Source organism: Shewanella sp. cp20 (assembly GCF_000832025.1).
Lineage (GTDB): Bacteria > Pseudomonadota > Gammaproteobacteria > Enterobacterales > Shewanellaceae > Shewanella.
This window is the reverse complement of sequence record NZ_JPII01000009.1, coordinates 289602-302505: the sequence shown is the minus strand read 5'-3', so window position 1 is coordinate 302505 and position 12904 is coordinate 289602. Positions and strand designations below refer to the sequence as shown.

The following is a 12904-nucleotide window of genomic DNA, read 5'->3' as shown; positions in this document are numbered from 1 at the left end:
TGGGAGTACGACCTGCGTCTTCACAGGAAAACTCCACATCGTCGGTAAAACGGCGGGCATATTTCACCGCGCCGACCGCCATATCCAACACCTGGTCGAAGGAGCGCTTCAACTTACTCTCCACATGTATGGTCGAGGTAGAGATGAAGGTATGGATACGGAACTGATCTGCCACAGACAGAGACTGGGCCGCGGCGTCGATATCTTTTTCCAATGCCCTGGCTAAGGCGCAGACTCGGCTATTCTTGATGCTACGGGCAATGGTCTGTACCGATTCGAAATCTCCCGGCGATGAGACGGGAAACCCCACCTCCATCACATCCACCCCCAGACGCTCGAGTGACAGTGCTATCTGTAGCTTCTCCTTAACCGTTAAACTCGCCGCTAATGCTTGCTCACCATCTCGTAAGGTCGTATCAAATATTATCACTCGGTTAGACATCTGGTTTCTCCATGGTACGTCTAGGCTCTAATTTTGGGTGTTCGTCGAATCCATAAACAAAAAAACCCCGCGTTGTTGGGCGCGGGGTTTATGAATGCTGGGTGTGTTATTAAGCGTGCAACACTACATTCTCCGCGCAGGACCTGCGAGAATGAGAATGAGGAGGCTGAGGAGTGCACGGTTAATAGTCGTCATTGTATTCAATAAAAGTAATTAATTATTCGTTTCGCTTCGAAAGATTGATTAATATTTAACGTGTGTCTGTGCAATAGTCAACCCCATATTTTTCATGTTTGCCACATTAGACCAGATAAAAATCTTGATTAACTGCGCAAATCTAACCATTAATTTGCTCACAAGAGTGACTAAGTGATTAAATTCAGCATACTAGGTCATTTGTCGAGCATTCCCTCTGATTCCAACCGCGGGTACTATTTTTTATGCAATTGCTGATGAAAAATCAGTATAATGCCGCCAATGGAAACAGATATAGCACACTCGTTCCGGAGCTTTTAAAAATGGATTTTCGTCTCATAGTGTTAAGTCTCAGCCTGTGGCTGATCCCCGCTCATGGGGACACTATGACAGAGTTAGATGAGTTGGCCCAAACCGTCTACCAATATCCCAACAAGACACTGACACAGATCTCGGCGCTGGAACAACGCCTGGATCAGGAAGACACGTCTGACGAAAATCGTCTCAGGCTCGCGCTGCTCAAGTGTGAGGCCTTCGTCCAGCTAGGTGAGAATGAGGCCGCCATCAACCTGGGCCGCATGAGCGAAGCCAAGGCCAAGTCCCTTAAGCTCAACCAGCTCAGCCCTTATTTTCTCAACTGTATGGCCGCGGCCTATATCGATTATGGCGATCTAAGACAGGCGCTGACCCTGCTGGATTCTGCCATCTATCTCTCGCGCGAACAGCAGCAGCCACAGTCATTGGTCAACGGCCTGATGCTACGCGGCAAGATAGATACTCATATCGAGAGCCAGAGCAGTGCACTTGAAGATCTACGTCTGGCCCAAGACATCTACCCGGATACCGAAAAGCAGAGGCCACAATGGCTTACCCCGCCAAGGCCCTATGTGCAGCTGGCCATGGCCGAGTTGCTGAGAACCAAGGGGCTCTATAACCAGGCGTTCAACAATGCCAGAGTCGCACTCGATAGCGAACAGACCACGGGCAAGGTACGACTGACAGTGCTGCTCACCCTCGCCAAGATTGCCCACTACAACCAAGAGGTGAAGTTCAGGGATGACATGGTGCTCGAGGCCAAGATCTTACTGCCCGAATTAGCCACGGCAACCGAATTGGCAGAGAGTTACACCCAGCTGGCGGAGATCGAGTTTCTCAGAGGAAATGACAAGAGCGCCATCCAGCTACTCAATATCGCCCTCAACACCTTCGACAAGCAGAAGAAGATCAACGACACCCTGAGGGCCAACCGTCTGCTGGCCAATATTCAGTTAGCAAATGGCAATCAGGCCCTGGGGACCGAGCTGATGCAGAAGGCGATCGCCATCGGCGAGCGCACTAATCAGTTTGACGAGCTCGTCTACTGCTATGGTAGTCTGAGCCGCTATTTTGCCGACATCGGCCAGTACAAGGAAGCCTATCAGTATCAGCTGAAACGCTTCGAGATGGCTCAGCGCAGCTACGAATTTCTCAAAGACACCCGCCTACTCCAGATCAAGGCGCAGCTGGGACGTTACCAGCAACTTGCCCAGGCCAGTCAACCAAAACCCATCAAGCTCGACGCCAACATTAGCGACAGCTATGGATTAATCGGTATCCTGGTGCTCTTCCTGCTACTGACCCTCTTCATTCTCCTCAACCGTATCAGAATGCCTAAGGCGCCGCTGCCGGTGAGCCAGAGAGATGAACCCATGAGCACCCAGGAGAAGATGGAAGCCCTGCTGACCAGTGCCAAGCAGATAGGTTTTCCTATCACCATCTTGCTGATCAACCCCAGCCATCTGGCCAAAGCCGATGTGGACAGGCTGCTAAGCCGCTTGTCGCAGAAGATACGTCAACAGGATATCTTGCTCAGCACCAGCGCCGATCAGATACTGATCATGCTGCCCTTCACCTCGCTGGCGGGGGCACAGCTCATCGCTCGTCAGCTAAGCGAGATCATCACGCCACTGCAAAACGGTACCCGGGTCAACATGGGGATGGCGGTGATGCAGCATCACGACACCCTCTCCTCGCTGGTTAAGCGGGCCAGTGTCGATCAGTTGAGTAAATACAGCGGCCAGCAGGCACACTGATCCGCGAACCAGGCAGCGGCTTACTTAGCCACGGGTGAGGTAATCGTTGATCTCGTCGAGGAAGTCGCCGCCGAAACGCTCAAGCTTGGTCTCTCCCACGCCGTTGACCGCCAGCATCTCACCAGGGCTGGTCGGCAGCATGCCCGCCATCTCGGCCAGGGTGGCATCGTTAAACACCAGATAAGGCGGTACATCCAGCTCTTCGGCTAGGCTGCGGCGCAGCTGCTTCAGGCGAGCAAACAGTTTCCTGTCGTAATTGATTGGCGCCCGGCTAGTGCTGCGGCGCTTCACGTGTGTGGTGATGCTGATACGCGGCTCGGCGAGCTGTAGCGGCTGCTCGCCCTTGAGCACCGCCCGCGCCTGGGGATTGAGCTTAATGGCGGAACCTCGGGTAATATCCTGACTGGCGAAGCCTAGGTGGATGATCTGACGAATGATACTGAGCCAGAACTCATGGCTCTTATCCTTGCCTATGCCCCAGGTCGACAACTTGTCGTGGCCACGGTCGACCACAGAGGCCGCCTTGGAACCGCGCAGTACCTCGATAAGATGATTCACACCAAACTTCTGCTGTAGACGGAAAATGCAGGAGAGCACCTTCTGGGCATCCTCGACGCCATCATAACGCTTCGGCGGATCCAGGCAGATATCACAGTTACCACATGGCTCGGAGGCACTCTCATCGAAATAGTGCAATAACACCTGACGGCGACAGGTTTGCGCCTCGGCAAAGGCCGCCATGGTATTGAGCTTATGGTATTCCACCTGTTGCTGTGGCCCCGGCTCCTGCTGCTCGATGAGATGACGTACGCGCCCAATATCGGCGGGGTCAAACAGCATGAAGGCCTCGGCATCCAGGCCGTCACGGCCGGCGCGACCTGTCTCCTGATAATAGGCCTCGACGCTCTTGGGAATATCGTAATGCACCACGAAACGCACGTTGGACTTGTTGATCCCCATGCCGAAGGCCACGGTTGCCACCACGATATCCAGTTGCTCCTTAAGGAAACGCTCCTGAATATCGGCGCGCTCCTCCTGGGTCTTGCCCGCATGATAGGCATCGGCCTGATACCCCTGCATGCGCAGACGCTCGGCCACCTCATCCACCCGGCGCCTACTGCTGCAGTAGATGATACCGCTGTTGCCATTCTGCGCCTGAATAAACTGCCTGAGCTGATTGGCGGCATTCAACTTCTCCGCCACGGTATAACGAATGTTGGGCCGGTCGAAACTGGTGAGCAGTTCGAAAGGCGCGATCCCCAGCCGCTGACAGATATCCACTCGGGTCGCCTTGTCGGCTGTGGCCGTCAGCGCCATCATGGGCACCTGAGGAAACAGCTGCTTCAGCCGACCAAGCGCCGCATATTCGGGCCTGAAGTCATGGCCCCACTGAGAGATACAGTGCGCCTCATCGATGGCAAAGAGGGAGAGCGGTAGATTGCGTAACCGCTCGATAAAGCTGTCGGTCAGCAGGCGCTCCGGGGAGACATAAAGCAGCTTGAGCTCGCCATTATGCAGTTGACGATAGATGGTCAGCGCCTCTTCCCGCGACTGCGACGAGTTGAGATAGGCCGCCGCAACCCCCATCTGTTTCAGGCTATCGACCTGATCTTTCATCAGAGAGATAAGCGGTGACACCACCAGCGTTAGCCCGGGTAAGACGAGTGCCGGTAGTTGATAGCACAGGCTCTTCCCCCCGCCGGTTGGCATGATCACCAGGGCGTCCAAGCCACCACAGACAGTGTCTATCACCTCACGCTGACCCGTCCTGAAGGTGCGATAGCCAAACACCGTCTGCAGGCAGTCGGCGAGCGGGTCGCTTTGGGTCACATCGGCAGAGGTTAAGGCTAAGTCCATGGTGCTCATTAATCGTCAATTTGGCCGCTTATTCTAATCAAGGCGGCTCGGCTTGTCTCATCTATCCGGGTATTAATTGTCGCCTAGCCCCCATCGATTGCTGAAATTTTGTCCGCAGGCTTGCCTCACCCTGTGCATTAGCGATAGATTAAATGCTCTAGCCATCGGGCTAACGAGTGCCAAATTTAACCCTCTTGTACCCCGCAAGCGGCGTAGGACAAAACAAGGAGTGCCCCTATGACGACGCCCATACAAGCGCAGACCCTGGCTAGCGTAGCCGACATCTTCGATACCAAGGTCCCCTTTCACAACCTGCTAGGCATGGATATCAAGCGCTACGATCTCCAGGGCGTCGAGGTCGAGGTAAAGATGCACCAAGACCTCATAGGTAATATCCACCAGCAGATCCTTCACGGCGGCGTGACGGCAACTGTACTCGATGTGGTGGGCGGACTGACGGCCTTCTCCGGCCTGGTGGCCAGCCGCGAAGATTGGCGACTGGAAGATCTGCAGAAACGCCTGCAAACCTTAGGCACCATAGACTTGCGTATCGACTATCTCAGACCGGGGCGCGGCGAGATCTTTACCGGCACGGGCACAGTGATAAGGGCCGGTAATCGGGTCTCCGTCTGCCGCATGGAGCTGCACAACGAGAAGGGCTCTCATATCGCCTTCGGCACGGGCACCTACATGGTGGGCTAGCTGCCTCAACGCCCTGTTTATCCCGTCAAGTTCGCGAGACGCCCTGGCAATGGACCGTACCAGTGCCGGGGCATAAAAGATTGGCGGTCGCCGCTTGAGTCATGCCGTTTAGGCGCCTACAATGCCTCTCCCGCTCTTTTTCTAAATCCTAAACTATGGCCGATATTGAGTATCGTAAAGGGGTAGCGCTCGCCATCTGCGCCTACTGCCTGTGGGGCTTCGCTCCCCTCTATTTTAAGCTGCTAAATCATGTGTCGGCGACAGAGATCCTGCTGCATCGCGTGATCTGGTCCTTCATCTTCATGCTGATCTTGATGCAATTTATCGGTGGCTTTGCCAAGCTGCGCGCCCTGTTTCGACAGCCCAAACAACTTGGCGTGTTGGTGATCACTTCGATTCTGATCGCCGGTAACTGGCTGCTGTTTATCTGGGCAATCAACAACGAGCATATGCTCGATGCCAGCCTGGGCTACTTCATCAATCCCTTGGTCAACGTGCTGCTGGGCATGGTGTTCTTACAGGAACGTTTGCGCAGGCTCCAATGGGTCGCCGTCTCTTTGGCCTGCGCCGGCGTGCTGATCCAATTGATCTCTTTCGGTTCGATTCCTGTGGTGTCGCTGGGACTCGCCGCCTCATTCGGCGTCTATGGTTTGCTGCGCAAGAAGGTCAATGTCGACGCCAAGACGGGTCTGCTGGTCGAGACGGCCATCTTAGTGCCGGTGGCCCTACTATACCTGATGACGAATCTTGACGGCACCAGCATCTTGGAAAACAGCTGGCAGATGAACCTGCTGCTGATAGCGGCCGGCATCGTCACCTCGGTTCCGCTGTTGTGCTTTGCCGGCGCAGCAACCCGTATCCCGCTGTCGATACTGGGCTTTTTTCAATATATCGGCCCCAGCATCATGTTTATCCTGGCCGTCAGCCTGTTTAACGAACCCTTCGATCTCGAGAAGGGAGTCACCTTCGCCTTTATCTGGAGTGCGCTGGTGATCTTTACCCTGGACTTAGCCTTAAAGAGTCGGCGTAAGCAGGCTGGCTAACAAGGCCTCCGGCTGCTCTAGGCTCAAGATCAGCAGGTAACCCTCGGTGGTTGGCAATACCAGCACCCGCTCTCTGTGGGTGACAGACAGTAGGGCGCTGGCTATATGTTCACTAGCTATGCTTTCGCTGGCTATCTGTTCACTAACTATGCTTTCGCTGGCTTCGGCCAGCTTAAACCAGCCCAGAGAATAGCCCGGCATTCCCACACCATTGCTGCGATAGCTAAACTTGGGTGCATCGTCTTCATCTAGGTTGAGGATTTTGGCCTCGGACGTCAGTAAGCTCTGCCGTGATAATTCGACCCGATAAAGCGGGATATCGACCAGCATAGTCGTCGGCGTGAGACGGATACTGGCATCATGGGCCTTGTAGAACACCCAGGAGAGCAATCCCAATACGGCGATAATCATCCCAGAGGCCGCGTATTTCGCCCCCTTAGGTAGGGGCTTCGCCTTCAGCAGCAATAGCACCAAGGCCACACCGAGCAGCATAGACAAGAACATAGCGCTCGTCGTCGAATTAAAGGTGGTGAGTTGAAAGACTTGAGTATCCATCTCTATATATCCTCCAGAAAAGATAGGCTTACACTTGCGCTAACGGTTACCGCTTAGTATCTCGGTCTAACCGAGAAAACCCTAGCCGTGAAGAGCAGAGTGGTTTGTAGACCGTAGCGAAAATCGACAAATAGAGTCTGGTTTCAACGACATATTATGTCAACCTGTTTTTGACGTTAAACGATTCATGTTACAAGACTGGTACCATGAGGATGGTGTCATGAGACTAATGCCATGAGGCTGGCACTATAAGACTGATGCTCCGAATCTAATGCTACTAGGGTCTGTTTATCTTTCAGGTTTAATTTTTGTTCAATCTAAACACGTTTTGCTCAAGGCGCGTGCTGTGTCGCATAGTTATTCTATGTAAATTGCACGCAACACAGGGCAAGGCGCGTTTAAATGAACCCTTCGGGCAGCTTTTGTAGGCCATTTCTACGGCGTTATCTCCCGTTCATGTAGATTAACTACACTACACAGGCTCTGCCTTGTATAAATCCCCTACAAAATGCTGCAAAAACAAACAGGAAAGGTCAACAGACCCTAACCTAATGCTCGGTTTCTCTGGCTCTGTTGCTGGCGCATAAAAAAGACCACCGCGAAGGTGGCCTTTTACCTGCACTCTCTATCCAGGCGGATTTAAAGATCTAAGGCGAGAATCTTAGATTTACGCTGATAGTTATACAGCTGTTTCTTCTTGTCAGGCAGGGCATCGACCTCGACTATCTGAAAACCATGCTCGAGGAACCAGTGAATGCTGCGGGTCGTCAGGGCAAACAGGCGGGCATAACCGCGTACCTTGGCCTGGCTATGATGTTCTTCAGCAGGATGCTGCCACGATCGGCATCGCGATAATCGGGATGCACCACCAGGCAGGCAAACTCACCGGCATTGTCTTCCTCGAAGGGATACAGTGCCGCGCAGCCGATCACCAGGCCGTCACGCTCGATCAGCATAAACTGTTCGATCTCCATCTCGAGTTGTTCACGGGAGCGACGCACCAAGACCCCGGCCTGCTCCAGCGGGCGAATAAGATCCAACACACCACCGATATCGGCAATGGTAGCCCGGCGCAGCCGCTCGGCGCTCTCGGTCACTATCTGAGTGCCGATACCATCGCGGGAGAATAGCTCTTGTAGCAGGGCACCGTCATCGAGATAACTGACAAAGTGGCAGCGCGCCACCCCATTACGGCAGGCGTCTATGCTGGCCTGTAAGAAGGCCCGCGTACCTACACACCAGTTGTCTTCCTCGGTCAGCTCTGAGAGGATCCGCTGGGCATCGGTCGGCATCAGCTCGGCAATCACCTCGCCATTGCCGTCGAGAATCCCCTCCTTGGCGCTGAAGCCTATCATCTTATCGGCCTTGAGCTTCACCGCAATCTGAGTCGCAACCTCTTCGGCGGTAAGGTTAAAACACTCCCCCGTCACCGATGCCGCCACCGGGCCTAAGAGCACTATGCCGTGATTATCCAGCTGACGTCTGAGGCCCGCCACATCTATGCGTCGTACCTTGCCGCTCAGGCAGTAATCGACGCCGTTGTCGACCCCTAAGGGTTGGGCTATCACGAAGTTACCGCTCACCACGTTGATCTGCGCCCCTTGCATTGGGGTATTGCTCAGGCTCATCGACAAACGCGCGGTAATATCCAGCTGCAGACCGCCAACCACCTGTTTGATCACCTTGAAGGATTCTTCGTCGCTGATGCGCACCCCGTTGTAATATTCGGGTGAGAGATTATGCGCCGCCAGCGCCTCATCGATCTGTGGCCTGGCACCATGCACCAGGACTATCTTGATCCCCAGACTGTGAAGCAGGGCGATATCGTTGATTATGGAGCGAAACTGACTCTGCGCCAGCGCCTCACCGCCCAACATGACCACAAATGTCTTCCCCCTGTGTGCATTCACATAGGAAGCAGAATGACGAAACCCCTCGACTAACTCAGTAGTGCGCACGCGCGTAACCTCAACAATAAATATGTAAAAATATCGCCGCCAGACGAATAACAAAACGATTTTATTGCATTTAAATTCACATTAAAAGCATTTGTTGTCATCTAATGCGATATTTTTTCATCATGGCAAAGCAGTCTGATTAAGCATAGCAGAACAGCTTAAGATCAGTGGCTTAGGTATTAAGCTCGATGGGGAGAGGGAGCGATTAGTTGGCTAATCAAAAAAACAGTAAGCAGGCTGACACGCCGCTAAACGAGAGGCAAAAAAAAGCCCCTGCAATGAGGGGCTTTTCAGAAACATCAACCAAGTATTACTTGATTTTTGATTCCTTGTAGATAACGTGCTGACGGATAACAGGATCAAACTTCTTGATCTCCATCTTTTCAGGCATGTTACGCTTGTTTTTCTCAGTCGTGTAGAAGTGACCTGTTTTAGCGCTAGAAACTAGCTTGATCTTCTCACGGTTACCTTTAGCTTTAGCCATGGTTTATTACACCTTCTCGCCGCGGGCACGAAGTTCTGCAACAACAACTTCGATACCTTTCTTATCGATAATACGCATACCTTTAGTAGATACACGTAGCTGTACGAAACGCTTTTCGTCTTCTAACCAGAAACGGTGGTTCTGTAGGTTAGGTAAAAAACGACGACGAGTCGCGTTCTTAGCGTGCGAACGGTTGTTACCAACCATCGGCTTCTTGCCAGTAACTTGGCATACTCTTGACATGTCAATCTTCTCCAAAAACAATTTAACGCTCGAGCATTAATGTACCTCGAATATGGCCGTCGCCCGAGGCACACAAAGAGGGCGCATTTTATACAGGATCTAAAATCAAAGATCAAGGGATATTCAATCTATCCATCCCCTCTCTGCAAACGAAACTATCTCACGATCGCCTACAACCATATGGTCTAGCAGCGAAACATCTATAGTCGCCAACGCGTATTTCAATCGCTCAGTAATTCGCCTATCAGCATGACTGGGCTCAGCCACCCCGGAAGGATGGTTGTGACACACAATGACAGCTGCGGCTTTTTTCTCAAGCACTAGGCTTACCACTTCTCGTGGATAAACCGAGGCTGAATCTATGGTGCCACGGAACAATTCGACGAACTGAATCACCCTATGCTGACTATCGAGCAATAAGATGGCAAACACTTCGTAGGCACGATCCGCTAATTGTCTCATTAAATAGTCCCGAGTTAAATCAGGATCTGACAAAATCTTTCCTCTTTGTAGATTTTCTTTCGCGATTCGCTTGCTCAACTCGATGGCCGCCTGCAATTGGGCATACTTTACCGGGCCAATTCCCTGAATATCACACAGTTCGCTCAAGGAGGCGCTAAAGAGCGGTCTGAGGCCACCAAAATGACTTAACATCACTCGGGCCAGCGATACGGCACTTTGCCCCTTGAGGCCGTTTCTTAGCAACACGGCCAGTAGTTCGGCGTCAGAGAGCTGGTCGACGCCACTACGCAAGAGTTTTTCGCGCGGTCCTTCTCCCTGGGGCCAATCTTTAATCGCCATAAACACTCCTTGTCACGGCACTCAGTTCCTACTCAGGCTTTAGAGTATGGTCTAGTTTTTAAAAACTTGTATCCTCAATCCAGAGTCGAGTGTGATATGGTTAGCGGGCAAAATGAAATACTGTTAATGATCACCATGAGTCTAACCAATAAAAAGATACTGCTGGGAATTGGCGGAGGCATTGCCGCCTATAAGTCTGCCGATTTGGTCCGCCGCCTGAAAGAGCGTGGCGCGGATGTTCGCGTCGTCATGAGTCAGGGCGCTCAGGCCTTTATCACCCCTATGACCCTGCAAGCCTTGTCGGGCCATCCGGTTGCCACCGACCTACTAGATCCGGCCGCCGAAGCGGCGATGGGCCACATCGAACTCGCCCGCTGGGCAGACTTAGTCTTGATCGCCCCGGCGACCGCTAATCTGATCGCCCGCATCAATGCAGGCATGGCCGATGAGCTGATCACCACTACCTGCCTGGCGACAGAGGCCCCCGTGGTGCTGTGCCCGGCGATGAACCAGCAGATGTATCGCAACGCCGCGACTCAGGACAACCTGGATAACCTCAGAAAACGTGGCCTCACCATCTGGGGACCGGCATCGGGCAACCAGGCCTGTGGCGAGATTGGTCCGGGTCGTATGGAGGAGCCCTTGGTGATCGCCGAGCGCGTCGAACACTTCTTTGCCCCCAAGCTACTTCAGGGTGTGTCACTACTGCTCACGGCAGGCCCCACCCGCGAGGCGATCGATCCCGTGCGGTACATCTCTAACCACAGCTCAGGCAAGATGGGCTTTGCCTTGGCTAGAGCCGCCGCCGAGATGGGCGCCAAGGTGACCCTGGTCTCAGGCCCGGTCAATCTCGAGACGCCGATGAATGTTAATCGCCTCAATGTCAGCTCGACCCAAGAGATGCTCGACGCCGTGATGCAACAGGTGCATCACAGCGATATATTTATCGGCTGCGCCGCGGTTTGCGACTATCGCACCATGGATATTGCCGACGAGAAAATCAAGAAATCTGCCACAGAGATGTCACTTGCGCTCATACGCAATCCTGATATCTTAGCCACGGTCGCGGCCTGTGATACACGCCCCTTTACCGTGGGCTTTGCCGCCGAAACCCAAGATGTAGAGCGATACGCCAAGGATAAGTTAACGCGCAAGAAACTGGATATGATTGCCGCCAACGATGTATCGGATCCTGCATTGGGCTTTAACAGCGACGCCAACGCCCTCAAGGTATTCTGGTCAAACGGCCAATATGAACTCCCAGCGACCGATAAATATACCTTAGCGAAGCAATTACTCACCCTGATCGCACAGCAGATGAAGACAGCATGAAGACGCCCATAGAACTCAAGATCCTCGATTCGCGCATCGGCTCACAGTTCCCCCTGCCCGCCTATGCCACTCCTGGCAGCGCAGGCATGGATCTACGTGCCATGATAGAGACCACTATGGTGATTCAGCCGGGCGAAACCCAGCTAATCCCAACAGGGATCGCCGTGCATGTCGCCGACCCCAGCCTAGCCGCCGTCATCCTGCCACGCTCAGGCCTTGGCCACAAACATGGCATAGTGCTAGGTAATCTGGTTGGTCTGATCGACTCGGACTATCAGGGCCCCCTGATGGTCTCTTGCTGGAACCGCAGCAGCGAGCCCTTCACCTTGGAGATAGGAGATCGCCTGGCCCAGCTAGTGTTTGTGCCCGTAGTACAGGCCGAATTTAAGCTGGTCGATGAGTTCGACACCTCAGATCGAGGCGATGGCGGCTTCGGCCACTCAGGTACTCAATAGCCAGATACGCGAGCACCCGGCACTCACAATCTCGACACGCCACACAGAACAATTAGAGAGCCATGGGCAACACCAGCCCATCGGCTCCTGTAGTAATTAAGTAAAGGACACTTAGATGGCTGCAAGCCCTAAAATCAACCGACGCGAACATATTCTTCAATGTCTGGCCACCATGCTGGAAACCAGCCCAGGCCAGCGCATCACTACGGCAAAACTTGCCGCCGAAGTAGGCGTGTCTGAGGCGGCGCTGTATCGCCACTTCCCCAGCAAGGCGAGAATGTTCGAGGGGCTAATCGACTTTATCGAAGAATCACTGCTGTCGCGCATCAACCTCATCATGGATGAAGAGAAAGACACCATGAGACGTTGCCAGTTGCTATTGCAACTCCTGCTGGTGTTTGCCGAGCGCAACCCAGGGATCTCCCGCGTGCTCAACGGCGATGCGCTGCTAGGGGAAAATGAGCGACTGCGTAACCGTACCGGGCAGATCTTCTCCAAGGTAGAAACTCACCTGAAACAGATCCTGAGAGAAAAGACCCTTAGAGAAGGCAAAGGCTTTGACTTAGACGAGGCCATCCTAGCCAACCTGCTACTGGCGGTAGCCGAAGGCCGCATCGCGCAGTTCGTTCGCAGCGACTTCAAAAACAAGCCCACAGAACACTTCGCAGAGCAGTGGCAGTTTATTCAGCAACAGCTACTTCAGAGTTAACTAATATCAATAAAAACAGCGACCTGTAGATAACGGGTCGCAACGCTTTTTAAGCC

General features: G+C 53.3%; 11 protein-coding genes and 2 pseudogenes. 6 read left to right on the top strand and 7 right to left on the bottom strand.

Going from position 1 to position 12904, the window contains the following annotated elements:
- Window positions 1–442: pseudogene (locus DB48_RS03685) on the bottom strand (2-isopropylmalate synthase); the annotation flags it as partial.
- A gap of 581 nt (window positions 443–1023) precedes the next feature.
- Here DB48_RS03685 and DB48_RS03680 point away from each other — a divergent pair.
- Window positions 1024–2709 (top strand): tetratricopeptide repeat protein, encoded by a 1686-nt coding sequence (locus DB48_RS03680; RefSeq protein WP_052813642.1) that lies wholly within the window; start codon window positions 1024–1026, stop codon window positions 2707–2709.
- A gap of 24 nt (window positions 2710–2733) precedes the next feature.
- Here the strand turns inward: DB48_RS03680 and recQ are convergent, their stop codons facing one another.
- Window positions 2734–4566, bottom strand: coding sequence for a DNA helicase RecQ (recQ, locus tag DB48_RS03675; protein WP_041508959.1), 1833 nt, complete (start codon window positions 4564–4566; stop codon window positions 2734–2736).
- Window positions 4567–4803: 237 nt separating this feature from the next.
- Here recQ and DB48_RS03670 point away from each other — a divergent pair, with 237 nt between their 5' ends.
- Both DB48_RS03670 and rarD read left to right on the top strand, forming a co-directional pair.
- On the top strand, window positions 4804–5268 hold the full coding sequence (locus tag DB48_RS03670; RefSeq protein ID WP_041508958.1) for a thioesterase family protein: 465 nt from the start codon (window positions 4804–4806) through the stop codon (window positions 5266–5268).
- A 155-nt stretch (window positions 5269–5423) separates the two neighbouring features.
- Window positions 5424–6311, top strand: a complete 888-nt coding sequence (rarD, locus tag DB48_RS03665; RefSeq protein WP_041508957.1) for an EamA family transporter RarD — start codon at window positions 5424–5426, stop codon at window positions 6309–6311.
- On the opposite strand, the gene DB48_RS03660 is transcribed toward rarD, so the two are convergent.
- The 5 genes and pseudogenes from DB48_RS03660 to radC all read right to left on the bottom strand — a co-directional run bounded on the left by DB48_RS03660 (window position 6282) and on the right by radC (window position 10352).
- Complete coding sequence (locus DB48_RS03660; protein ID WP_041508956.1) at window positions 6282–6866, bottom strand: hypothetical protein; 585 nt, start codon at window positions 6864–6866, stop codon at window positions 6282–6284. The genes rarD and DB48_RS03660 overlap by 30 nt on opposite strands.
- A gap of 639 nt (window positions 6867–7505) precedes the next feature.
- Window positions 7506–8824, bottom strand: a pseudogene (argA, locus tag DB48_RS03655) (amino-acid N-acetyltransferase).
- A 310-nt stretch (window positions 8825–9134) separates the two neighbouring features.
- On the bottom strand, window positions 9135–9308 hold the full coding sequence (gene rpmG, locus DB48_RS03650) for a 50S ribosomal protein L33 (protein WP_041508955.1): 174 nt from the start codon (window positions 9306–9308) through the stop codon (window positions 9135–9137).
- Between the two features lie 6 nt (window positions 9309–9314).
- Window positions 9315–9551 (bottom strand): 50S ribosomal protein L28, encoded by a 237-nt coding sequence (gene rpmB, locus DB48_RS03645; RefSeq protein ID WP_011867275.1) that lies wholly within the window; start codon window positions 9549–9551, stop codon window positions 9315–9317.
- Between the two features lie 123 nt (window positions 9552–9674).
- Window positions 9675–10352 (bottom strand): RadC family protein, encoded by a 678-nt coding sequence (gene radC / locus DB48_RS03640; RefSeq protein ID WP_041508954.1) that lies wholly within the window; start codon window positions 10350–10352, stop codon window positions 9675–9677.
- 135 nt (window positions 10353–10487) lie between these two features.
- Here radC and coaBC point away from each other — a divergent pair, with 135 nt between their 5' ends.
- The 3 genes from coaBC to slmA all read left to right on the top strand — a co-directional run bounded on the left by coaBC (window position 10488) and on the right by slmA (window position 12848).
- The gene (gene coaBC, locus DB48_RS03635) at window positions 10488–11684 is read left to right on the top strand and encodes a bifunctional phosphopantothenoylcysteine decarboxylase/phosphopantothenate--cysteine ligase CoaBC (RefSeq protein ID WP_041508990.1); all 1197 of its coding nucleotides are present in this window, start codon (window positions 10488–10490) and stop codon (window positions 11682–11684) included.
- Window positions 11681–12139: a dUTP diphosphatase gene (gene dut, locus DB48_RS03630; RefSeq protein ID WP_041508953.1), complete on the top strand. Its 459-nt coding sequence runs from the start codon at window positions 11681–11683 to the stop codon at window positions 12137–12139. The genes coaBC and dut overlap by 4 nt, the downstream gene beginning before the upstream one ends.
- 115 nt (window positions 12140–12254) lie before the next feature.
- Window positions 12255–12848, top strand: a complete 594-nt coding sequence (slmA, locus tag DB48_RS03625; RefSeq protein ID WP_041508952.1) for a nucleoid occlusion factor SlmA — start codon at window positions 12255–12257, stop codon at window positions 12846–12848.
- Window positions 12849–12904: the final 56 nt, after the last annotated feature.

Bases quoted from the DNA above. Each gene is read 5' to 3' on its own strand.
- DB48_RS03670 (WP_041508958.1), top strand. From the start codon at position 4,804: ATGACGACGCCCATACAAGCGCAGACCCTGGCTAGCGTAGCCGACATC.
- dut (WP_041508953.1), top strand. From the start codon at position 11,681: ATGAAGACGCCCATAGAACTCAAGATCCTCGATTCGCGCATCGGCTCA.
- rpmG (WP_041508955.1), bottom strand. From the start codon at position 9,308: ATGGCTAAAGCTAAAGGTAACCGTGAGAAGATCAAGCTAGTTTCTAGC.
- DB48_RS03680 (WP_052813642.1), top strand. From the start codon at position 1,024: ATGACAGAGTTAGATGAGTTGGCCCAAACCGTCTACCAATATCCCAAC.
- radC (WP_041508954.1), bottom strand. From the start codon at position 10,352: ATGGCGATTAAAGATTGGCCCCAGGGAGAAGGACCGCGCGAAAAACTC.
- coaBC (WP_041508990.1), top strand. From the start codon at position 10,488: ATGAGTCTAACCAATAAAAAGATACTGCTGGGAATTGGCGGAGGCATT.
- rarD (WP_041508957.1), top strand. From the start codon at position 5,424: ATGGCCGATATTGAGTATCGTAAAGGGGTAGCGCTCGCCATCTGCGCC.
- rpmB (WP_011867275.1), bottom strand. From the start codon at position 9,551: ATGTCAAGAGTATGCCAAGTTACTGGCAAGAAGCCGATGGTTGGTAAC.
- DB48_RS03660 (WP_041508956.1), bottom strand. From the start codon at position 6,866: ATGGATACTCAAGTCTTTCAACTCACCACCTTTAATTCGACGACGAGC.
- slmA (WP_041508952.1), top strand. From the start codon at position 12,255: ATGGCTGCAAGCCCTAAAATCAACCGACGCGAACATATTCTTCAATGT.
- recQ (WP_041508959.1), bottom strand. From the start codon at position 4,566: ATGGACTTAGCCTTAACCTCTGCCGATGTGACCCAAAGCGACCCGCTC.